This is a genomic window from Halomonas sp. LES1 (genome assembly GCF_031846005.1).
GTDB lineage: Bacteria > Pseudomonadota > Gammaproteobacteria > Pseudomonadales > Halomonadaceae > Halomonas.
In genome coordinates this window covers 36,200-55,902 of record NZ_JAVRGC010000001.1, presented here as the reverse complement: position 1 = coordinate 55,902, position 19,703 = coordinate 36,200, and the positions used below count along the sequence as shown (strand labels likewise).

Below are 19,703 nucleotides of genomic sequence, written 5' to 3'. Positions count from 1 at the left end.
GCTGTGGTAAGCTGAGGAAAATCTGTTTCCTATAGTGAACAAAAGAGCATGCCAGATACCACCGACCAGGATGCCGCCCTGCGCATCGCCTCCGGGCGCAAGCCCTTCGTGGAACCGCTGCGCCTCGGCGAGCGTCTCCGCGAGATACGTCTCTCTAACCAGTGGACGCTGGAGGATGTCAGCCAGCGCACGGGGCTTGCCCGCTCCACCCTGTCGAAGATCGAGAATGACCAGATCTCGCCGACCTTCACCGCGGTTCAGAAGCTGATCGGCGGGCTGGACATCGACCTGCCCCAGCTTCTCTCCCCGCCACGCCAGCAGACTCGCACTATGGGGCGCCGCGACCTGACTCGCCGTGGCCAGGGCGACCTGCACCCGACACCCACCTATGAACATGAGCTGCTGAGCTGCGAGCTGGCACTGAAGCGCATGATTCCCTTCAAGACCATCGTGCGGGCACGCGCCTTCGAGGACTTCAGCGAGTGGGTGCGCCATGACGGCGAGGAGTTTCTGATGGTGCTGGAGGGCGAGATCCTGCTCTACTCGGAGTTCTACGAACCGCTACGCCTGGAGAGCGGCGACAGCATCTATTTCGACAGCGCCATGGGCCATGCGCTGGTCTCTACCAGCGAGCAGGATGCCGTGGTGCTATCGGTCTGTACCCGCGGTGAGGCCGCCTGATCAGGCCTTCTCGCGTCGCTTGTCCCCCGGGCGCCTGGCGGGGACGGCATCGAGCTCGAGGCGCCAGTGAGCATGGATCGCCTGGAAGTGGCGCCCCTTGGCGCGGGCGATCAGCATGACGCCGAACCGCTCCGCCAGCTCCACGCCCTTCTGGGTCACCCCCGAGCGCGATACCAGCACCCCGATGCCCATCTGGGCCACCTTGATCACCATCTCCGAGGTCAGGCGACCGGTGGTATAGAAGATATCCGACGCTTCGATAGCCCCCTCTCCCAGCCATTGACGCCCCGCCAGGGTATCCACCGCATTGTGACGCCCCACGTCCTCCACGAAGTCGAGCACCTCGGACTGCCGGCAGAGTGCACAACCATGCACCGCTCCGGCGCTGCGGTAGGTCTCGTTATAGGCCCCCAGATTCTCGAGTAGTGCATAGAGGACCGACTGGCGAACCGGCTCGACGGAAAGAGGCTGCTGGGGCACGGCGTCCAGCAGCCGACCGAAGACCGTACCCTGGCCACATCCGGTGGTCACGGTGCGATGCCCGAGCCGCTCATCGAGATCCTCGGGAAGGTGGCGCGTGACCACCGCCGCGGCCTCCACCTCCCAGTCGACATGCACCGCCACCAGGTCCTCGCGACGCTCTATCAATCCCTGATTGCGCAGATAGCCCGCCACCAGCGCCTCGGGGTCTGCCCCCAGGGTCATCAGGGTGACGATCTCTCGCTTGTTGAGATAGAGGGTCAGAGGACGCTCGGCGGCAATCGCCTGGCGACGGTGATCGCCATACTCATCGAGTACCTCGATCTCCAGGGTGGCGGGCAGGCGGGCGCGGCTAAGACTGATCGGTGGCATCCGTTACGAGCTCCCGGCAAACTGTAGACACGCCATGATGGCATTCCCGATACGGAAAGTCTTCAATGTAGATAGCCACCCACGTTCGAGAATTCTTTCCCCATGACAGCCTTCTCCAATCGCCGCACCGTAAGTCTCGCGCTGGATGAGCAGACAACCCGTATCAAGGGCTTCGTCTCACGGCGCTACTCTATCCGTGAGCTGACCCTCGGCGACGGCGGACCCTGGACGCTGACGCTGCAGCTCACCATGACCGAGCGTGCCGCCTACCGTTTCAATCTCACCTCCGAGACGCCGCGACTCTTCGTGCGCGGCGGCGACGCCGGCGAGCCTCCCGTCCCGTCGGCGATCACCGCCAGCCAGGACGTCGCCGGCAGCTGGATGGATGGTGAGCAGGAAGTGCTGGAGGTGGCGATGCCCCTGGCGATTCAGGCCTGGATTGAAGCCTACCTGGCCCGCCACGGCGAGGCGCCGCCAGAGGGACGCAAGAAGAAACACAAGGGCGCGGGACGCGCCCGGGAGATCACGCCATGAGCCGTTTCGAGCGCTGGTCGCGCCGCAAGCTGGGTGAAGAGTCGGAGATGGCAACGCCACTGCCCGATGGCGCGCCCCTGGACGAGCCAGACACTCACGCCACTCACGCGCCCCCCGGTGACAACCAGCCGAGTGACCACCAGGAGGGGATGACGCGAGAAGCCGAGCCGCCTACGCCGGGCAGCCTCGATCACACACTGCCGGACCCCGACACCCTCCCGGCCGAGGCCGACTTCTCAGCCTACCTGCAGCAGGGGATCAGCCGTCAGCTGCGCCGACGGGCGCTGCGCCGTCTCTGGTCGGCCGGCAACTACGGGGTGCGCGACGGCCTCGACGACTACGACGAGAACTATAATGAAGTGCTCAAGCCGCTCGCTCGGGACATGGCCGAGCAGCTGCGCCGCTGGACTCGCCCCAGTGAAGAGGCCCTCGAGGAGACCCCACAGGAGGCGCAGCACGCGGCCGATGATGTCGATTGCGATACCCAAGCGTCACGGCCTGTCGAGCCGCCATACACTGCTCAGCGAGACGACGACGCCGAGGACTTGTCGCACCATAAGGAGTCGGCGCAGAGTCCATTAGACGAAGAGACGACAGACGGCGATAATAAGCTTATCTAAATGTGATATTTTTATATTTCCTAAAATAAAAATAAACGCGACACTACGACCGTGAGGCTGCATGACACCATCCATTGATGCCAAAACCGTGGCCATTGACGCCATCACCGTGGACGATGCGGCCAACCGCAGCGCCCGCGAGATGGCGAGACAGCGTGTTTCCTGGCCGGTCAACCTGACGCCGGCCAGCGTCACCTATGAAAGTGCCGGGCATGCCCTGCTCCTCGGCGACGAGATCAGCGTGCGTCAGGCCGCGACACGCCTGCAGCGTAGTGGCCTTGCCGCCATCGCACTGCTGATCACCGAGCCGAGTGCCGATGATGCCGGGCTCGACGAGGCGCAGCTCGAGACGCTGCTTGCGAGCACCCGCCAGCTGCCCTGCCGGACGCTGACGCCCACCCAGCGTAGCCAGCTGCGTATCGAGGGCTATCTCGGGCGGTTCAGCATCGGCCTGCATGGCCCGGACGCCCCTCTTGATCTCGCACTGGCGTTGCTCGGCCATCGACACGCCGACCTGATCCTCGACCTGGGGCGCTCCCCCGTGCTGGAGCTCGAGCTCCTCCCTCCCGGCTACCGGCACCTCTCCCTCCAGGATCCAGCATCTGACGTCGCACTGAGCGAGTTTGCCGAGCTGGTCGGGGAGTTCGACAAGCCACGCTACTTCCAGATCAACGCCGACCTCTGCGCCCACTCCGCCTCCGGCAATGTGGGGTGTACGCGTTGCCTCGAGGTCTGCCCCGCTGATGCCATCTCCAGCCACAAGGGGCGCATCGAGTCGCGAATCGAGATCGACCCCTACCTCTGCCAGGGTGTCGGCAGCTGCTCCAGCGCCTGCCCGACCGGCGCCATCCAGTTCCGCCTGCCCGAACCCGCTCGCCAGCAGGAGGCCCTCATCAGCTGGCTGGACGCCTATCGCCAGGCCGGCGGCAAGGCACCGGTGATGCGCTTCGTCGAGGCCGCAGACCTGGAGGGTGAGGCCGATGCCCCGGCGGGCCACCTGCTCGATGTACCGCTGGAGGAGTTGGGCAATGCCGGGCACGACCAGTGGCTCACCGCCCTGGCCGCCGGTGCCGCCGAGGTACGGGTCCAGATACATGCCGATCTGCCGGCCACGCTGAGCGCCTTTGTCGACGACCAGGTCGCCCAGGCCCGGGTGATGCTGGAGGCCCTGGGCCATGACCCGGGGCGGATTCGTCGCATTCAGCGCGGCGACAGTGCCGCCCGCGACGCCCTGCCGGAGCGACTGCCTCTCGGCGAGGAGCCTCTTGTGCTCTCGGGGGATGGCAAGCGCGAGCGCTTCGAGGCAGTGCTGGCACGCCTGACGGCCCTGGGCGAGACCAGCGGTCGACGCCATTCCATGCCGGCGGGGTCGGCTTATGGCGGCCTGGAGGTGAATCGCGACGCCTGCACGCTCTGCTTTGCCTGCGTCAGCAACTGCCCCACCCCGGCCCTGGCCACCGGCGATCAGACGCCATTGCTCAGCTATCGCGAGGCCGACTGCGTGCAGTGTGGCCTGTGCGTCGAGGCCTGTCCCGAGGATGCCATTCGCCTGCTGCCGGGCTTCCTGGCCGATGCCAGTCGCACCGAGCGCCAGGTGCGTCACGAGGAAGCGCCCTTCTGCTGCATTCGCTGTGACAAGCCCTTCGCGACCGCCGCCACCATCGCCACTATCAAGGCGAAACTGGCCGACCACCCCTACTTTGCCGGTGATGCCGCCGCGCGTCTCGAGATGTGCGAGGACTGCCGCGTCAAGGATGTGTGGCAGTCCATGGCCCGCGACCCGGAATCACAACTCAAGGTATGACGCCATGACTCGGGAAATGGAATCGTCAGTGCCGGCCAGGGAGGATGAGGTGGCGATGGAGCAGGACGCGCTGCGCGCCGATCTCTATCGACTCCTGGCTCGCCTGATACGCGAACCCGCCGACGCGCCTCTGCTTGCCTGGCTGGCCGAACACCAGTCGGATGACGGCATCGAGGCGCACCAGGACCCCGTCGTCTCGGCCCTGATGGCCCTGGCACAGGCGGCGGCTGCCGCCAGTCCGGAAGAGCTGGAGCGCGCCCACTTCCGCCATCTGGTGGGCGTGATCCAGGGAGAGATCACTCCCTATGCCTCGTGGTATCGCCACGGCGAGCTGATGGAACAGGCGCTGGTCGCACTGCGCGAGGACCTGCGACGACTGGGCTTCACGCGGCGTGACACCAGTCATGACCCCGAGGATCATCTGGCCGCCATGCTCGAGGTGATGGCCATGCTGGTCGAGGAGCAGTCACCGGAAGCCGGGGGGTTCTTCATGTCACACCTCGCTCCGTGGGCGGAGCGTTGCCTCGACGACCTGGCTAGGGTCGATACGCTCTTCTATGCTCGAACGGGAGAGCTGGGCAAGGCCTTCATCACCGAGGAGCACAGCCAGCTGGCGGCAGAGGCGGAGCGCTCCCCGGTCAGAATCATCGAGCCCTGACCGACCCCCCAGCACCTGATCGATGTTAGCTGTTGGCCATTAAGAATATGGCGAGAAGAAGAATTGAGCATGAGAGAGGAGAAGACCATGCGTGCGACAAGCAACCCCGAACGTAGGCGCTTCCTGAAGGCACTCGGTGTGGGTACCGCCGCGGCGGGGACTGCTGCTGCAGTGGGCCATGTGACCCTGGTTCAGGCTGAAGACGAGCAGAAGGCCGCTCCTGAAAAGGCCGATACCCACTATCGCGAAACGCCCCATATCCGCGCCTTCTACGCCACCCTGCGTGATTGACGGCTGCCAGCAAGGAGAGAAATGTCATGCGTCTGACTCGTAAGGCACCGTCCCAGCAGCCTCAGGGCCTGGGCATTTCCCGTCGCCAGTTCCTCAAGCGAAGCGGTGCGACCACCGGTGGCCTCGCGGCCGCCGGCTTCATGGGAACTCCGATGATGCGGCGTGCCGAGGCCGCCGAGAAGACCGCGGTTTCCAACGCCCCGGTGGAAACCCGGCGTACCGTCTGCTCCCACTGCTCCGTGGGCTGTGGTGTCTATGCCGAGGTCCAGGAGGGCGTCTGGACCAAGCAGGAGCCGGCATTCGACCACCCCATCAACCGTGGTGCTCACTGTGCCAAGGGGGCCTCGCTCCGCCAGCACGGTCACTCCACCCGCCGCCTCAAGTACCCCATGAAGCTGGTGGGCGGCGAATGGCAGCGCCTGAGCTGGGATGATGCCATCGAGGAGATCGGCAGCAAGGTACTGGAACTCACCGACCAGCATGGTCCCGACAGCATCTACTGGCTGGGTTCGGCCAAGTTCAGTAACGAACAGGCCTACCTGATGCGCAAGTTCGCCGCCCTAGCCGGTACCAACAATACCGATCACCAGGCGCGCATCTGTCACTCCACCACGGTGGCCGGGGTAGCCAACACCTGGGGCTATGGAGCGATGACCAACTCGCTCAACGATATTCAGAACAGCAAGTCGATCATGTTTATCGGTTCCAACCCCAGCGAAGCGCATCCGGTCGCCATGCAGCACATCCTGCTGGCCAAGGAAAAGAGCAACTGCGAGATCATCGTCGTCGACCCGCGCTTCACGCGGACTGCCGCCAAGGCCAACAAGTTCGTGCGCATTCGCCCTGGCTCCGACGTCGCCTTTATCTGGGGCCTGCTGTGGCACATCTTCGCCAACGGCTGGGAGGACCGCGAATATATCGAGCAGCGCGTCTATGCCATGGACGAGGTACGCGCCGAAGTCGCCAACTTCTCTCCCGAGGAGGTAGAGCGCATCACCGGCGTGCCCGAGGCGCAGATGTATGACACCGCTCGCCGACTCGCCGAAAACCGTCCCGGCTGTATCGTCTGGTGCATGGGGGGAACCCAGCACACCACCGGCAACAACAACACCCGCGCCTACTGCATTCTGGAGCTGGCACTCGGCAACGTCGGAAAGTCCGGCGGTGGCGCCAATATCTTCCGCGGCCACGACAACGTCCAGGGCGCCACGGACCTGGGGCTGATGTCCCACTCACTGCCCGGCTACTATGGCCTTTCCGAGGGGGCCTGGAAGCACTGGGCCCGCGTCTGGGATCTCGACTACGAGTGGCTGAAGAGCCGCTTCGACCAGACCGAGTACGCCGATGGCAAGCCCATGCACACCAACGGCATCACGGTATCGCGCTGGATCGATGGCGTACTGGAAGATGACGAGAATATCTCCCAGCGCACCCAGCTGAAGGCGATGTTCTACTGGGGGCATGCGGTCAACTCCCAGACCCGCGGGCCCGAGATGCAGAAGGCCATGCAGCAGCTGGAGATGATGGTCATCGTCGACCCCTACCCCACCGTGGCGGGCGTCATGCATGGGCGGCAGGACGGTGTCTACCTGCTGCCGGCGGCCACTCAGTTCGAGACCACCGGGAGTGTCACCGCCACCAACCGCTCGCTGCAGTGGCGCGACAAGGTCATCGATCCACTGTTCGAATCCAAGCCTGACCACGAGATCATGTACCTGCTCTCGCGCAAGCTGGGCTTCGCCGAGGAGCTCTTCAAGAACATCACGGTGAATGGCACCGAACCGCTTATCGAGGACATCACTCGCGAGTTCAACGCCGGCATGTGGACGGTGGGCTATACCGGCCAGAGCCCCGAGCGACTCAAGCAGCACCAGAAGAACTGGCACACCTTCAGTTTCAGTGACCTCAAGGCCCAGGGTGGTCCCGCCGATGGCGACTACTACGGCCTGCCATGGCCGTGCTGGGGAACGGCGGAGATGGGTCACCCCGGCACACCGATCCTCTATGACACCAGCAAGAAGGTCTCCGAGGGCGGCCTGACCTTCCGCGCCCGCTTCGGCATCGAGCGTGATGGTGAGAACATCCTCTCCGACGGTTCATACAGCCGGGGGTCCGAGCTGGAGGATGGCTATCCGGAGTTCACCGCCCAGATGCTCAAGGATCTTGGCTGGTGGGACGACCTGACGGACGAGGAGAAGGCCGAAGCCGAGGGCAAGAACTGGAAGACCGACCTCTCCGGCGGCATTCAGCGCGTGGCGATCGCCCACGAGTGCGCCCCCTTCGGCAACGCCAAGGCGCGCTGTAATGTCTGGACCTTCCCAGACCCCATTCCCAAGCACCGCGAGCCGCTCTACACCAGCCGCCGTGACCTGGTGAAGGACTACCCCACCTGGGATGACGTCGACTCCCACTACCGCCTGCCGACTCTCTATCGCAGCATTCAGGAGAAGGATGTCACCGACAGGTATCCGATCATCCTGACCTCGGGTCGCCTGGTGGAGTACGAAGGCGGTGGCGAGGAGACGCGCTCCATGTCGTGGCTGGCCGAGCTGCAGCAGGAGATGTTCGTCGAGATCAACCCGGCACTGGCGAACGACCTGGGCATCGCCGAGGGCGAGGATGTCTGGGTAGAAGGCGCCGAGGGTGGGCGCGTCAAGGTCAAGGCGCTGGTCACTCCGCGCGTGGCGCGTGAGGTCGTGTTCATGCCCTTCCACTTCGGTGGCAAGTTCCAGGGCGAGAATCTGCATGACCGCTATCCGGAGGGATCGGCCCCCTACGTGCAGGGCGAAGCGGCCAACACCGCCACGACCTACGGCTACGACTCGGTGACCCAGATGCAAGAAACCAAGTGCACCCTGTGCCGCATCGAGCGCGCCTGACGCCTGACATGAAACGCGGAGTGGCCAGGTTCCACTCCGCGCCAAGGAGATTATCATGGCCCAGATGAAGTTTATGTGTGACGCGGAGCGCTGCATCGAGTGCAACGGTTGCGTCACCGCCTGCAAGAACGCCAACGAAACCGATTGGGGGATCCAGCGCCGTCGTGTCGTGACACTCAACGACGGACAGCCCGAGGAGGTCTCGATCTCGGTCGCCTGCATGCACTGTGACGATGCCCCCTGCATGGCGGTCTGCCCCACGGACTGCTTCTACAAGACCGATGATGGCATCGTGCTCCACGACAAGGACCTCTGCATCGGCTGCGGTTACTGCCTCTATGCCTGCCCCTTCGGCGCCCCGCAGTTCCCCCAGCAGAACGCCTTCGGCGAGCGCGGCAAGATGGACAAGTGCACCTTCTGTGCCGGCGGCCCGGCGGAGACCAAGGAGGAGGAGTTCCAGAAGTACGGTGCCAACCGTATCGAGGAGGGCAAGCTGCCGCTGTGCGCCGAAATGTGTTCCACCAAGGCCCTGCTGGCCGGTGATGCCCAGGAAGTGGCGGATATCTTCCGCCAGCGGGTCGTGCGTCGCGGCCACCCCGATGGGGGCTGGTCCGGTAACCAACGCCGAGAAGGGCAGCAGACCAGGGCGGGCCAGCCTGATGTTTCCATGGCTGACTCTCTCGCTTACGACGCCGCACGCCAGGGCTGAGGAGGTGATGTCATGAGTCACACCATCCATTGGCGGTCGCTATGGCGACTGCCTCTCATGGCACTGTTGCTGATCGTTGGCCTGGCACTGACCCAGGTCGCCGAGGCTCAGTCGGACCCCCAGGCGGAGGCGGCGACCGCCGTGCCCGCCCTGGATGCCGACACCTGGCGGCAGGTTCGCAGTGGCGAGGTCGATGCCTACTATCGCGACAGTCGCTTCGACTCCACCTATAACCTGGTCAATGCCAGCGGCGAGACCTGGCGCCAGTGGCGTAATCGCTGGGTATCGCCCTATGGCCTGATCGTCATGGGCGGCATGCTGGTGATGATCGTCATCTTCTACCTGCTCGCCGGTCGCAAGCGACTGGAGGAGCCACGCACGGGCAACAAGCTGCTGCGCTGGAGTGCGCTCGAGCGGGCGCTACACTGGAGTGTGGCAACACTGTTTATCCTGCTGGCACTGACCGGCGTCACGCTGCTCTACGGCAAGCATGTGTTCTACCCGCTGTTCGGGGCCGGTATCTGGGGCGCCATGGTGTCGGCCTCCAAGCTACTGCACAACTACCTGGGGCCCCTCTTCGGCATCCTGTTGATTGTGCTGCTGGCCAAGCTGTTCGTGCACAACCTGCCGAAGAAGCATGACCTCGAGTGGTTCCGCAAAGGCGGCGGCATGATCGGCAATGAGCACCCCGATGCCGGTTTCGCCAATGCCGGCGAGAAGGCCTGGTACTGGCTGCTGGCGACCGCCGGCATTGTGGTGATCATCAGCGGCCTGGTGCTCGACTTCCCCAACTATGGACAGGCACGGGACACCATGCAGTGGGCCAACCTGATCCATGCGGTGGGTGCCCTGGGCCTGACCGCCGTGGCCTTCGGGCATATCTATATCGGCACCATCGGCACCGAGGGTTCCCTGGAGGGCATGACCACCGGCTATGTCGACGAGACCTGGGCCAAGGAGCACCACAACCTCTGGTACGAAGAGGTGAAGGGAGAGTCGATCCCCGAGGAGCAGATCGCCTCGCGTGGCAAGGATGACACCGCCGAGGGACCCGCCCAGAGCTCCCCGTGAGCCACTCACCCCTCAACCATCGACACCGCCCTCGGGCGGTGTCTTTTTGTTATGCTGGACGAAAACCGCACAGAGGAGAGCGTCTTATGCAACATCTCGACGAAACAACCCGTACCGAGCTCGAGGCCGCGGCGTTTCGCCACCTTCTGCGCCACCTCGACGAGCACAAGGAGGTGCAGAATATCGATCTGATGATCCTTGCCGACTTCTGCCGCAACTGCCTGTCGAAGTGGCTGGTGGGCGCCGCCGAGGAGCGCGGTGCCGAACTCGACTACGAAACGGCACGCGAGTATATCTACGGCATGCCCTATGGCGAATGGAAGGAAAAGTATCAGCAGGACGCCACGCCCGAACAGCAGGCCGCCTTCCAGGCTCAACAGGCGCGCAAACAGGCCAGCAAACAGGGCAACGAGGAGTCATCCCAGAATGGCTGAGCCGATGATTCCCCTCTCCGTCGCCGTATTGACGGTCTCCGATACACGCACCGAAGAGTCCGACCGCAGCGGGCAGGCACTGGTCGAACGACTCGAGCGCACGGGGCACCGCCTGGCCGACAAACATATCGTCCGCGATGACATCTATCAGATTCGCGCCGTCGTGGCGGCCTGGATCGCCGATCCGGATATTCAGGTCGTGCTGACCACCGGGGGAACCGGCTTTACCGGACGCGACTCCACACCGGAAGCGGTCTCGGTGCTGATGGATAAACGCATCGAGGGGTTTGGTGAACTGTTCCGGCAACTGAGCTGGCAGGAGATCGGCAGTTCCACCGTGCAGAGCCGCTGTCTGGCCGGACTCGCCAACGGGACCGTCATCTTCTGCCTGCCCGGCTCCACCGGTGCCTGCCGCACCGCCTGGGACGGCATCCTGGCCGAGCAGCTCGATAGCCGTCACAAGCCTTGCAACTTTGCCAATCTCGTGATTCCCGAGCGGGGTCAGCATGACTGAGATGACCATCAATCCGCACAAGCCATGCAACTCCTTATACCTTCAGGCCAACCTGGTGATTCCCGAGCGAGGCCAGCATGAGTAGCGCAGGGAGCAGCAAGCTGAAGCCGGTGGCGGCGGCACTCGAGGCGCTGCTAAAGGATGTGGGAGTGCTCGAGACCCAGCGCGTGGCATGCGAGGAGGCCGCCGGTCGTGTGCTGGCCAATGACGTCACGGCGCGACTCGATGTGCCCTCCTTCGACAATAGCGCCATGGATGGCTATGCGCTGCACCATGGCGATGCCGGCCAGGCACTGCCCATTCGCCAGCGCATCGCCGCCGGGACGCCGGTGCAGCCACTGGCGCCCGGTAGCTGCGCACGGATCTTCACCGGCGGAGAGATTCCGCCGGGCGCCGACTGCGTCGTGATGCAGGAGCGTGTCGAGGTAGCCGATGGCGTCGCCACTCTTCCCGGCGATATCCCGCAGGGTGACAACGTCCGTCGACGGGGCCGAGACGTTGCCTCGGGCTCGGTCCTGCTGGAGGCCGGCCGTCGCCTGGAAGCCGCCGCCCTGGGCCATCTCGCCGGCCAGGGCATCACCGAGGTGGAGGTCCGCCGGCGACCACGCGTCGCGCTGCTCTCCACCGGCGACGAGATCGTCGATCCCGGCACCCCACTGGGGCCGGGACAGCTCTATAACTCCAATCGCCCCATGCTGCGCCGCCTGCTGGAGCGCTTCGGGGCGACGGTCGTCTCGATGGCATCGATTCCCGACGACCCCACCACTACCCGCCGCATGCTCGCCGAGGCCGCCGGCCAGGCCGACATCGTGGTGACCACAGGAGGTGTCAGCGTCGGCGAGGAGGATCACGTCAAGGCGGCGGTGGAAGCGCTGGGGGAGCTGGACATGTGGCGGCTGGCGATTCGTCCGGGAAAACCGCTGGCCCTGGGCAGAATCGGCCGCGGCAACGGGGATGGTGAGGCACGCTTCGTGGGACTTCCCGGCAACCCGGTCTCAAGCTTCGTCGGGACCTGGCTGTTCCTGAGGCCCCTGATAGGCCGCATGCTGGGCTGCCCGGCCCTGGCCACGCTGCCCGAAATACCGGCGCGCAGTGGCTTTGCGACCCGGACAGGGCCTCGCGCGCACTATATGCGTGTGAAGCTACGCTTCGATGATCGGGGCGTACATGCCGAGGCCTTTGCCGACCAGAACTCGGCCATCCTCTCCTCCTGCATCGAGGCCGATGCCCTGGCGGTCATTCCCGCGCAGACCTCGATCTCCCCCGGAGAGTCTATCACCTGCCTGTGGCTCATGACCGACTAGTATCATCAGGCGTGACTTCCAGCGCTTCGCGCACATCGGGCCAGAGGCGCTGGAACCCTTCACCCAGCCTGGGATATTCGGCTTCCAGCCAGGGCACCAGCTCCGCGAGCCGATTGGGTCCCGAGAGGCGCTGACCGATGCCACGGATGGCGCGGCAGGTGAAGCTAAAGTCGGCATAGCGGCGCAGCCAGTCCTGTTCCACCAGCACGGGCACCATCGGTGCCAGCCGTGAGGGTGCCGAGCGGCGGTTCAGCAACCGATAGCTGCGTGACACGACCGACGACTCCTCACCCTCCGAATCTTCAAGGCCCAGGGCCACAAAGTGATCCCAGACCAGATCCAGGGCGATGCCCATATAGCGCCTGCCAGAGCGTGGCGAGCACGCCAGGATATCTCGGGTTACCCCGTGACGATCCACGAAGGCATCGACACGACGATGGTGACGAATTCCTCGCGCCACCTCGGTGGACCAGGCCTCCAGGTCGTTCCCCTTCACGCCATCGGCGATCAGATTGCCATACAGAAAATCGTCGCCTCCACCGCGGGCGAGCCAGGCATGGGCAAGGAAGTTCATGACGGCCTCATAGGCAGTTGGCGGGCTTGGGCAACCCTGCCAGGCGAGCGCCTACCTTGGCGGGGCTGCCCGGAAACAGTTTCATCAGGTAGATCGAGCGTCCCTTGTCGGGCCCCAGGGCCTGGCCGACGGCCTTTACCAGTGGACGCATCGCCGGCGCCTGTTCGAAGCGGTCGTAAAAGTCCCGCAGCACGTGGATGACCTCCCAGTGGTCTACGGTCAGGGCGATGCCCTCTTCCTCCGCGAGTCGCTCACAGACGTCAGTCGACCACTCGTTCATATTGACCAGATAGCCTTCGGGATCGAGCGGGATATCCTGATCATTGACGGGTAGATAACGGTATATCTCTGTACTTGCCATCAGTACCAGCTCACCGTGCGCTCGCACGTTTCGGTCATGGAGATGAAGCCACCGACGTCGACAACCCGCACCGCTTCGTCACGGAGCGAAAGAAGTCCACGGGACTCGAGGTCTTCCTGCAGGGCATAGAGGCGCCCCGCCACCCGGTCGAAGCGCTCCCGGTGTGCCGGCAAGGCACCGATGACGCCATCTTCGATCAACAGCAGCTTGTCATCCGGTCCCATTCCCGCCAATGCCTGGGCAAGAACCTGGGATGTCGGGGGCCTGTTCAGGGTATGCAGCAACATGGAGTGCCTCGTCAGAAATTCAGTACCAGGGCATGGGATGCCACCAGGCGAGAGATCTCGGTGTCACCCACCCCCCTGACAGGGAGCATCAGCTGGTCGCTGGTCAAACCCAGCTCATCCATGCCCCGCTGCTCCACCAGCAGATCGTCGATGTCATACATCTCGAGCATGGCCAGAGTCGGGGCCGTGCCCTTCTGCCCCAGCGGGCCTGGCTGTTGTCCCTCGAGCAGCGCCGTGATGCCCTCCCCCATGAACAGCAGCGTGACTCGCCGATCGAAGGCCGCAGCGACCAGGGCGACATCGAGCCCCTCCTTCAGCCAGCTGGATCCATGGGGGGCATGGCGCAGGATCACCATCAGCTCGGCCGGAGATGCTGTATCTTGCATCGGAAACTCTCCTCAGGGACCAAAGGTGATCAGGCGATCGCAGCGCAGGCCCAGGTCGACGAGCTGCCCCAGCCCGGTCAGCTCGAAGGGTGGCGCAACGCTGGCCCCCTCCTTGCCATGCCGTGCGGCCTCCTGTTCGTCGAGCAGGCCACGCCTCAGGGCGGCGGCAATGCAGACCTGAAGGGGCACGCCGTGCTCCCGCGACAGCTCGGCCCAGGCATCGACCAGATGTGGCTCATCCTGTGGCGGTGCGGCAAGCCTGGCCGCGTTATGCACGCCGTCATGGTAGAAGAACACTCCTTCGACGTCATGCCCCCGCGCCAGCAGCGCGCGGGTAAAACGCAAGGCGGAGTGGGATGCCTGGCTGGTGTAAGGCGCATCGAGTAGAAGGATGGCGTAGCGCATCCGGAGACTCCTGAAACTGGCCAGCAAACAGACTGGCCCCGCCGAAGCGGGGCCAGCCCTGTCTCGCGTGACTCGCGCTGTCAGTCGCTGCTCATGATGCCCAGCAGGGAGAGCAGGCTGACGAAGAGGTTGTAGATCGACACATAGAGCGTGATGGTGGCCAGGATATAGTTGGTCTCACCGGCGCGATGAACGATCTCACTGGTCTGGTAGAGGATCGCCGCGGAGGAGAACAGCACGAAGCCGGCGGATACCATCAGCATCAGCGCGGGGATCTGGAAGAACAGCCCGGCGACCATGGCCAGCACCAGCACGATGGCACCCGCCATCATGAAGTTGCCCAGGAAGCTGAAGTCCTTCTTGGTGATCAGCGCCACGGCGGAGAGACCGATGAAGGTCAGCCCGGTCATCGCCAGGGCATTCATCACCAGGGCGGCGCCGTTGGGCATCGCCAGGTAGGCGTTGAGGATCGGCCCCAGGGTGAAGCCCATAAAGCCGGTGAAGGCGAAAGTAGTCAGCAGACCCATCGCGGAGTTTGCCGTCTTGTGGACCAGGAACATCAGTCCATAGGCACCGATGAAGAACACCAGAATGTTCATGCGCTCGATACCCATCGCCATGGCGGCACCCGCCGTCACGGCGGAGAAGAGCAGCGTCATGGCCAGCAGGCCATAGGTGTTGCGCAATACCTTGCTGGTATTGCTGACTCCCACCTGACTCTGCTGGCGGCTAATCTGTGACTCTTGGTAGGCCATTGATCCTGTGCTCCCTAACGTCAGTTGATCTTGCCAATCGACTAGCATGCCGGCTGGAAGTTCCTCGCGCAAGAGCCTGATGCACGGGACCTCAAGGCTGTTTCTGCTGACCTCATGCCGCCAACAGCGCGCCAGCGACCCTGGCCGCGCTGCTGCAGACATCGGGCCCCGCCCTTTCCAGCGCGTCCCGATCGAGCCAGACCAGCTCCCTGGCGTCGCTTGCCGCAGCCTCCTCACCGCCCTGCCACGCCATGCGCAGCACGACAACCACATGATGTGAGCGTAGATGACCCATGGGGTCATGGTCGAGCACATCGATGGCGGCAAGCACCTCACCCGCTCTCGCCAGCAACCCGGTTTCTTCGTGCAGCTCACGTTCGGCGGCGACCTTCAGCGTCTCACCAGGCTCCACCTTACCCCCGGGCAGAGCCAGCCGCCCGGCATTCGGGGCATGGGCGCGGCGAACCATCAGGATCCGCTCGTTGCGGATCACGGCAGCGGCAACCGCGAGTGTCGGGCGGGGCAAGGTGTCAGGCGTCGACATGAAGTGTCTCTCAGCAGCGGGCCTCCCCCTACTCTGCGAGCTCCGCCCCCTGCTCGCAAGGGGGCCTTGCCAGCGAACCGACTGACGGGCCAGCTGCCCGGCACGGTCTGCCGACTATCGACGCGTGCCGGCTTCCTGGCGCACCTCGACGCCAACCTCTACCGCCGTCTCGGCATTGGCCAGCCAGATGGCGCCATCCTGGATGGTGATATTGAACTCCATGCCTCGCTCCGCCAACTGCCCAAGCGCGGCCATGGTCTCCGGCGAGATGTCATAGACGGAGAGATTGCCCAGGTTGGCCAGCTTGCTGCCGAGCTGCTCCCACCAGATCCCGGCTCCCTGGCCGCTGTAGGTATAGAGCACTACCTGGCGGGCGCGGCCGCAAGCACGACGTATCTCGCGCTCATCCGGCTGCCCCAGCTGAATCCAGAGCTCGATCTCGTCGGTCAGGCTCCGCACCCAGAGATCGGGCTCATTGTCGGTGCTGACACCGCGACCGAAGGCGAGATCGTCATGGGCATGTCGGGCAAAGGCCAGCACGCGCAGCATCATGCGCTCGTCGGTCTCCGAGGGGTGTCGAGCCAGGGTGAGCACATGGTCGCCGTAGTAGTGGCGGTCCAGATCGGCAATCTGCAGCCGTGCCTTGTAAATCGTGGCTTTCAATGCCATTCGGGTCGCCTCGAGGAAAGGATGCTATGGCATGGGCCGTGGTAGAAGCCAGGAGAGAAGCTTAAAAAAAGAAAAAGCCACTGAGAACAGTGGCTTTTTCTAGTGTAGTGGCGGAGGGACAGGGATTCGAACCCTGGGTAGGCTCTCACCTACGCCGGTTTTCAAGACCGGTGCATTCAACCACTCTGCCATCCCTCCGGCTTACGGCGGTGAATATTACCAGCTTTCTCCCTCAGGTCAAGAGCCAATTGCGATCAATGCCTTAGCGGATATATCGGTGATGGCTAGTAAAGCCGCAGACCAACCCGGGTGACGCGGTTGCCATCCATCTCGCTGACCACCCAGTGGATACCATGCCAGTCCACATCATCGCCGACCACCGGGTGGCCACCGACACGCAACGAGACAAACTCGCTGAGGCTCATCTCCCGCTCACCGGGGCTCAGGGTCAGCCCGTAGGCATCGGCGATATCCTGCATCCTGGCCCCCCCTTCGAAGGTAAACGTGCCGAAGAAGGCGCGCTCCTGCTTGAGCTTGGCCTCTCCATTGAAGAGCCGGTTCAGCGCCGGCAGATCCTCGCTGCGACCGATCACGCAAAGCACATCCTCCAGCTGCAATCGCGTACTCCCCTTGGGGTGCAGCATGGCGTGCTCGCGAAAGAGGGCCGAGATCAGGGCGCCGGAGGGAAAGCGCAGCAGGCGAATGGGGACATCGGCAAGATCCTCGTTCTCGACCCGGTAGACGAACATCTCGTAATCATTCTCGGGCAGAATCCCCAGAGGGCCGCGATGGTTGGGGCTGACCGGCGTCGGTATCAACACCCGAGTCCAGCGCGCCATCAGCGACAGCGTGCCGCCCTGCAGCAGCAGGGATAACAGTACCACCGCGAAGGCCACGTTGAAGTAGAGCGCCGCCCCCTCCACGCCACCGATTACCGGGAAGATCGCCAGCACGATCGGCACGGCCCCACGCAGGCCGACCCAGGAGATGAAGCCGAGTTCGCGCCAGCGAAACTTGAAGAAGGGCTTGAGCGAGACCAGTACCGCCAGGGGGCGCGCCACGAAGATCAGCATCAGCCCCACCAGGGTCGCAGGCAGCGCATAGTGCAGCAGGTCCGATGGCGATACCAGCAGCCCCAGCACCAGGAAGAGCCCTATCTGGCTGAGCCAGGCCAGGCCATCATGAACCGGCAGGATGTAGTTGAGGTGGCGCCCCTTCTGGTTGCCGATCATCAGGCCGGCCAGATAGATCGCCAGGAAGCCGCTGCCTCCGAGAAAGCTGGTCAGGCCGAAGATACAGAACCCCAGCGACAGGGCGAGCAGGGAGTAGAGCCCGGGTGCCAGATCGACCCAGCGCAGCAGGCGGCCGCTTAACCAGCCGGCCCCCACGCCAATCACCAGGCCGAGGCCGAACTGCTGGATCAGCATCAGCCCTGTCTCCATGGGCCCACCGATGTCGCCGACCAGGATCTCCACCAGGACCAGGGTCAGGAAGATCGCCATGGGGTCGTTGGTGCCGGACTCGATCTCAAGGGTCGCCCCGACCCGCTCGTTGAGATTCAGCCCTCGCCCGCTGAGCATCGAGAACACCGCGGCCGCATCGGTCGAACCCACGATGGCCCCCACCAGCAGGCCCTCGGCCAGGCCAAGGTCGAATATCCACATGGCAAACAGGCCGACCAGCCCCCCGGTGATAAAGACACCGGCAGACGCCAGGGTCAGGGCCGGCTTGAAGGCGACGCGGAAGGTCTTCAGGCGTGTCCGTAGTCCGCCATCGAGGAGAATCATGGCCAGGGCCAGATGGCTGATCAGAAAGGCCAGGGGATAGTTATCGAACTCGATCCCGAGCACCCCCTCCTCGCCGGCCAGCATGCCCAGACCAAGAAAGATCAACAGTAGAGGAAGGCCAATCAGTGAGGAGACTCGGCTACCTAGCACGCTCAGGGCGATCAGCAGCCCGGTGAAGAAGAACAGGGTATTGATGACGTCCATGGCATCCTCTCAAGGGCAGGACAAACATTATTGCATGTGCCCGGAAACCGTGCGACAGCCGTGGGCGGCTCACCTGGATGGCAACTGGCGAGTCGGCCGGCGTTGAAGATACACTTGCCGGCGGCCGCACACCTCTTCAGCCGCGGAGCCCATGAATGCCCAAGCACCCAGCCCCCCTCTCCTGGCGTCGCCTATGTCTCGCCCTCGGCCTGCTGGCACTCCAGACGCTGGCGCCCGCCACGACCTGGGCAGAGGAGGGCCTGGAGGCACCACCCGCTCCCCTGACCCTGGAGGGTGATGTGATGGTGCCGGTCATCGAGGCCCTGCCGAAGCCGGCTCCGCAGACCACCGAGGGGCTCGAGCCCGAGCAGGCCCCCTCCATCGGCGAGTCGGAGCCCGGCGAACCTGTCATGCCGGTCCCCAGCGTCATCCATGCGCCCCCCGAGCCGTTGGCGCCGCCGCCGCTGGAGTCGTTGACCATCATGCTCGACTGGTACCCCAGCCTGCACCACGCCGCCCTGATCCTGGCGGCGAGCAACGGGCTACCCCAGCGCGAAGGCCTCGAGTTGGAGATTCGAACACCGGCCGACCCCGGCGCACCGCTTCGCCTTCTCGATGCTAGGCTCATCGACCTGGCACTCACCCACCAGCTGCAACTGCATCTGCAGGTCGACCGTGGCAAGGCCCCCCTCCGCGTCGCAACGCTGGTCGACACCCCGCTGACCGGCGTGGTGACGCGCGAGTCCGCCGATGTCGAGGGGCCGGAGAGCTTCGCCGGCCTCAGCCTCGGGCACGCGACCGACGTGGCCCGAGATATCCTCCTGCCGGCCCTTGTCGACCCCCAGGGCATCGCTACCGATGAGGTCCAGCTTGTCGAGACCGGCTTCGCCCTGGCCACCGCCATGACCGAGCAGGCCCTGGACGGGCTGGTGACCCCCCTGCGCCTGACACTGCCTCGCCAGCTGGCGAACCGAGGCGTGGCAAACCGACTGCTCAAGGTCGAGGAGTACGGGATTCCCCACCATGACGGCCTGATACTCGTGGCCCACCGCGACCAGTTACCGCGCTTGCGAGAGCCGATCAACGAGCTGCTCGACATCCTGCGAGAGACCACCCTCTGGATGATCGAGCACCCCGACGCGGCCTGGGAGGCCCTGATCGAACAGGAGCCGACGCTGGACACCTCCGTGAACCGGGCGAGCTGGAACGCCACCCTGCTGCGCATGAGCGCCCAGCCGGCGGCGCTGGACAGCGGGCGCTATCGCCGTGTCGAGGCCTACCTGCATGAAAACGGGCTGATCGATACGATCAGCCCGCTGGAGAGACTGGCAGTGGACCCGGGTGCTGGGTAGCCTCCAGAGATAGTGTCTGGGTCAAGAG

23 protein-coding genes and 1 tRNA gene are annotated in these 19,703 nt (G+C 64.4%); 13 read left to right on the top strand and 11 right to left on the bottom strand.

The annotated features are described in order from the left end of the window. Nucleotides 1-48: 48 nt before the first annotated feature. On the top strand, nucleotides 49-681 hold the full coding sequence (locus tag RM463_RS00250; protein WP_311428507.1) for an XRE family transcriptional regulator: 633 nt from the start codon (nucleotides 49-51) through the stop codon (nucleotides 679-681). Here RM463_RS00250 and RM463_RS00245 read toward each other — a convergent pair whose 3' ends face one another. Continuing rightward, nucleotides 682-1,533: a formate dehydrogenase accessory sulfurtransferase FdhD gene (locus RM463_RS00245; RefSeq protein ID WP_311428506.1), complete on the bottom strand. Its 852-nt coding sequence runs from the start codon at nucleotides 1,531-1,533 to the stop codon at nucleotides 682-684. Nucleotides 1,534-1,635: 102 nt separating this feature from the next. Between RM463_RS00245 and RM463_RS00240 the strand changes: the two genes are divergently transcribed. From RM463_RS00240 to glp, 11 genes are all read left to right on the top strand, one after another. Continuing rightward, on the top strand, nucleotides 1,636-2,067 hold the full coding sequence (locus tag RM463_RS00240) for a DUF3305 domain-containing protein (RefSeq protein WP_311428505.1): 432 nt from the start codon (nucleotides 1,636-1,638) through the stop codon (nucleotides 2,065-2,067). After that, a complete protein-coding gene (locus RM463_RS00235) occupies nucleotides 2,064-2,687 on the top strand; it encodes a DUF3306 domain-containing protein (RefSeq protein ID WP_311428504.1) in 624 nt (207 codons plus the stop codon). Before RM463_RS00240 ends, RM463_RS00235 begins: the two co-directional genes overlap by 4 nt. Nucleotides 2,688-2,748: 61 nt before the next feature. After that, complete coding sequence (locus RM463_RS00230; protein WP_311428503.1) at nucleotides 2,749-4,491, top strand: 4Fe-4S dicluster domain-containing protein; 1,743 nt, start codon at nucleotides 2,749-2,751, stop codon at nucleotides 4,489-4,491. 4 nt (nucleotides 4,492-4,495) lie between these two features. Further along, a complete protein-coding gene (locus RM463_RS00225) occupies nucleotides 4,496-5,149 on the top strand; it encodes a molecular chaperone TorD family protein (protein WP_311428502.1) in 654 nt (217 codons plus the stop codon). An 87-nt stretch (nucleotides 5,150-5,236) separates the two neighbouring features. Continuing rightward, entirely contained in the window at nucleotides 5,237-5,440 is a 204-nt protein-coding gene (locus RM463_RS00220) for a twin-arginine translocation signal domain-containing protein (protein WP_195687501.1), read from the top strand. A 26-nt stretch (nucleotides 5,441-5,466) separates the two neighbouring features. Then, on the top strand, nucleotides 5,467-8,319 hold the full coding sequence (locus RM463_RS00215) for a molybdopterin-dependent oxidoreductase (protein WP_311428501.1): 2,853 nt from the start codon (nucleotides 5,467-5,469) through the stop codon (nucleotides 8,317-8,319). Nucleotides 8,320-8,374: 55 nt separating this feature from the next. After that, nucleotides 8,375-9,028 carry a formate dehydrogenase FDH3 subunit beta gene (fdh3B, locus tag RM463_RS00210; protein ID WP_195687499.1) on the top strand — a complete coding sequence of 218 codons (654 nt, stop codon included), beginning with the start codon at nucleotides 8,375-8,377 and terminating at the stop codon, nucleotides 9,026-9,028. Between the two features lie 12 nt (nucleotides 9,029-9,040). Continuing rightward, on the top strand, nucleotides 9,041-10,099 hold the full coding sequence (locus tag RM463_RS00205; protein ID WP_311428500.1) for a formate dehydrogenase subunit gamma: 1,059 nt from the start codon (nucleotides 9,041-9,043) through the stop codon (nucleotides 10,097-10,099). An 86-nt stretch (nucleotides 10,100-10,185) separates the two neighbouring features. Then, nucleotides 10,186-10,533, top strand: coding sequence for a DUF1244 domain-containing protein (locus RM463_RS00200; RefSeq protein WP_311428499.1), 348 nt, complete (start codon nucleotides 10,186-10,188; stop codon nucleotides 10,531-10,533). Further along, nucleotides 10,526-11,047, top strand: coding sequence for a molybdenum cofactor biosynthesis protein B (moaB, locus tag RM463_RS00195; RefSeq protein WP_311428498.1), 522 nt, complete (start codon nucleotides 10,526-10,528; stop codon nucleotides 11,045-11,047). The genes RM463_RS00200 and moaB overlap by 8 nt, the downstream gene beginning before the upstream one ends. Before the next feature lie 77 nt (nucleotides 11,048-11,124). Continuing rightward, entirely contained in the window at nucleotides 11,125-12,351 is a 1,227-nt protein-coding gene (gene glp / locus RM463_RS00190; RefSeq protein WP_311428497.1) for a gephyrin-like molybdotransferase Glp, read from the top strand. On the opposite strand, the gene RM463_RS00185 is transcribed toward glp, so the two are convergent. The 10 genes from RM463_RS00185 to RM463_RS00140 form a co-directional block, all read right to left on the bottom strand. After that, nucleotides 12,338-12,925, bottom strand: coding sequence for an ACP phosphodiesterase (locus RM463_RS00185; protein WP_311428496.1), 588 nt, complete (start codon nucleotides 12,923-12,925; stop codon nucleotides 12,338-12,340). The two genes, glp and RM463_RS00185, sit on opposite strands and share 14 nt — an antisense overlap. Nucleotides 12,926-12,932: 7 nt before the next feature. After that, nucleotides 12,933-13,286, bottom strand: a complete 354-nt coding sequence (locus tag RM463_RS00180) for a TusE/DsrC/DsvC family sulfur relay protein (protein ID WP_311428495.1) — start codon at nucleotides 13,284-13,286, stop codon at nucleotides 12,933-12,935. Then, nucleotides 13,286-13,573 (bottom strand): sulfurtransferase complex subunit TusB, encoded by a 288-nt coding sequence (gene tusB / locus RM463_RS00175; protein WP_311428494.1) that lies wholly within the window; start codon nucleotides 13,571-13,573, stop codon nucleotides 13,286-13,288. Before tusB ends, RM463_RS00180 begins: the two co-directional genes overlap by 1 nt. Nucleotides 13,574-13,584: 11 nt before the next feature. Continuing rightward, nucleotides 13,585-13,959, bottom strand: coding sequence for a sulfurtransferase complex subunit TusC (gene tusC / locus RM463_RS00170; RefSeq protein WP_311428493.1), 375 nt, complete (start codon nucleotides 13,957-13,959; stop codon nucleotides 13,585-13,587). A gap of 12 nt (nucleotides 13,960-13,971) precedes the next feature. Further along, the gene (tusD, locus tag RM463_RS00165) at nucleotides 13,972-14,364 is read right to left on the bottom strand and encodes a sulfurtransferase complex subunit TusD (protein WP_311428492.1); all 393 of its coding nucleotides are present in this window, start codon (nucleotides 14,362-14,364) and stop codon (nucleotides 13,972-13,974) included. Between the two features lie 80 nt (nucleotides 14,365-14,444). After that, nucleotides 14,445-15,119 carry a Bax inhibitor-1/YccA family protein gene (locus tag RM463_RS00160; protein WP_195687489.1) on the bottom strand — a complete coding sequence of 225 codons (675 nt, stop codon included), beginning with the start codon at nucleotides 15,117-15,119 and terminating at the stop codon, nucleotides 14,445-14,447. Nucleotides 15,120-15,231: 112 nt separating this feature from the next. Further along, entirely contained in the window at nucleotides 15,232-15,663 is a 432-nt protein-coding gene (locus tag RM463_RS00155; RefSeq protein ID WP_311428491.1) for an NUDIX hydrolase, read from the bottom strand. 114 nt (nucleotides 15,664-15,777) lie between these two features. Then, nucleotides 15,778-16,332 carry a YaeQ family protein gene (locus tag RM463_RS00150; protein WP_311428490.1) on the bottom strand — a complete coding sequence of 185 codons (555 nt, stop codon included), beginning with the start codon at nucleotides 16,330-16,332 and terminating at the stop codon, nucleotides 15,778-15,780. Nucleotides 16,333-16,440: 108 nt separating this feature from the next. Further along, nucleotides 16,441-16,530, bottom strand: a tRNA-Ser gene (locus RM463_RS00145). Between the two features lie 86 nt (nucleotides 16,531-16,616). Then, on the bottom strand, nucleotides 16,617-18,323 hold the full coding sequence (locus RM463_RS00140; protein ID WP_311428489.1) for a potassium/proton antiporter: 1,707 nt from the start codon (nucleotides 18,321-18,323) through the stop codon (nucleotides 16,617-16,619). Between the two features lie 155 nt (nucleotides 18,324-18,478). Here RM463_RS00140 and RM463_RS00135 point away from each other — a divergent pair, with 155 nt between their 5' ends. After that, entirely contained in the window at nucleotides 18,479-19,675 is a 1,197-nt protein-coding gene (locus RM463_RS00135) for an ABC transporter substrate-binding protein (RefSeq protein WP_311428488.1), read from the top strand. The last annotated feature ends 28 nt before the right edge of the window (nucleotides 19,676-19,703 follow it).

What these genes read in the sequence shown, in the direction of transcription:
- RM463_RS00250 (WP_311428507.1), top strand. Translation starts at nt 49, where the DNA reads ATGCCAGATACCACCGACCAGGATGCCGCCCTGCGCATCGCCTCCGGG.
- RM463_RS00245 (WP_311428506.1), bottom strand. Translation starts at nt 1,533, where the DNA reads ATGCCACCGATCAGTCTTAGCCGCGCCCGCCTGCCCGCCACCCTGGAG.
- RM463_RS00240 (WP_311428505.1), top strand. Translation starts at nt 1,636, where the DNA reads ATGACAGCCTTCTCCAATCGCCGCACCGTAAGTCTCGCGCTGGATGAG.
- RM463_RS00235 (WP_311428504.1), top strand. Translation starts at nt 2,064, where the DNA reads ATGAGCCGTTTCGAGCGCTGGTCGCGCCGCAAGCTGGGTGAAGAGTCG.
- RM463_RS00230 (WP_311428503.1), top strand. Translation starts at nt 2,749, where the DNA reads ATGACACCATCCATTGATGCCAAAACCGTGGCCATTGACGCCATCACC.
- RM463_RS00225 (WP_311428502.1), top strand. Translation starts at nt 4,496, where the DNA reads ATGACTCGGGAAATGGAATCGTCAGTGCCGGCCAGGGAGGATGAGGTG.
- RM463_RS00220 (WP_195687501.1), top strand. Translation starts at nt 5,237, where the DNA reads ATGCGTGCGACAAGCAACCCCGAACGTAGGCGCTTCCTGAAGGCACTC.
- RM463_RS00215 (WP_311428501.1), top strand. Translation starts at nt 5,467, where the DNA reads ATGCGTCTGACTCGTAAGGCACCGTCCCAGCAGCCTCAGGGCCTGGGC.
- fdh3B (WP_195687499.1), top strand. Translation starts at nt 8,375, where the DNA reads ATGGCCCAGATGAAGTTTATGTGTGACGCGGAGCGCTGCATCGAGTGC.
- RM463_RS00205 (WP_311428500.1), top strand. Translation starts at nt 9,041, where the DNA reads ATGAGTCACACCATCCATTGGCGGTCGCTATGGCGACTGCCTCTCATG.
- RM463_RS00200 (WP_311428499.1), top strand. Translation starts at nt 10,186, where the DNA reads ATGCAACATCTCGACGAAACAACCCGTACCGAGCTCGAGGCCGCGGCG.
- moaB (WP_311428498.1), top strand. Translation starts at nt 10,526, where the DNA reads ATGGCTGAGCCGATGATTCCCCTCTCCGTCGCCGTATTGACGGTCTCC.
- glp (WP_311428497.1), top strand. Translation starts at nt 11,125, where the DNA reads ATGAGTAGCGCAGGGAGCAGCAAGCTGAAGCCGGTGGCGGCGGCACTC.
- RM463_RS00185 (WP_311428496.1), bottom strand. Translation starts at nt 12,925, where the DNA reads ATGAACTTCCTTGCCCATGCCTGGCTCGCCCGCGGTGGAGGCGACGAT.
- RM463_RS00180 (WP_311428495.1), bottom strand. Translation starts at nt 13,286, where the DNA reads ATGGCAAGTACAGAGATATACCGTTATCTACCCGTCAATGATCAGGAT.
- tusB (WP_311428494.1), bottom strand. Translation starts at nt 13,573, where the DNA reads ATGTTGCTGCATACCCTGAACAGGCCCCCGACATCCCAGGTTCTTGCC.
- tusC (WP_311428493.1), bottom strand. Translation starts at nt 13,959, where the DNA reads ATGCAAGATACAGCATCTCCGGCCGAGCTGATGGTGATCCTGCGCCAT.
- tusD (WP_311428492.1), bottom strand. Translation starts at nt 14,364, where the DNA reads ATGCGCTACGCCATCCTTCTACTCGATGCGCCTTACACCAGCCAGGCA.
- RM463_RS00160 (WP_195687489.1), bottom strand. Translation starts at nt 15,119, where the DNA reads ATGGCCTACCAAGAGTCACAGATTAGCCGCCAGCAGAGTCAGGTGGGA.
- RM463_RS00155 (WP_311428491.1), bottom strand. Translation starts at nt 15,663, where the DNA reads ATGTCGACGCCTGACACCTTGCCCCGCCCGACACTCGCGGTTGCCGCT.
- RM463_RS00150 (WP_311428490.1), bottom strand. Translation starts at nt 16,332, where the DNA reads ATGGCATTGAAAGCCACGATTTACAAGGCACGGCTGCAGATTGCCGAT.
- RM463_RS00140 (WP_311428489.1), bottom strand. Translation starts at nt 18,323, where the DNA reads ATGGACGTCATCAATACCCTGTTCTTCTTCACCGGGCTGCTGATCGCC.
- RM463_RS00135 (WP_311428488.1), top strand. Translation starts at nt 18,479, where the DNA reads ATGCCCAAGCACCCAGCCCCCCTCTCCTGGCGTCGCCTATGTCTCGCC.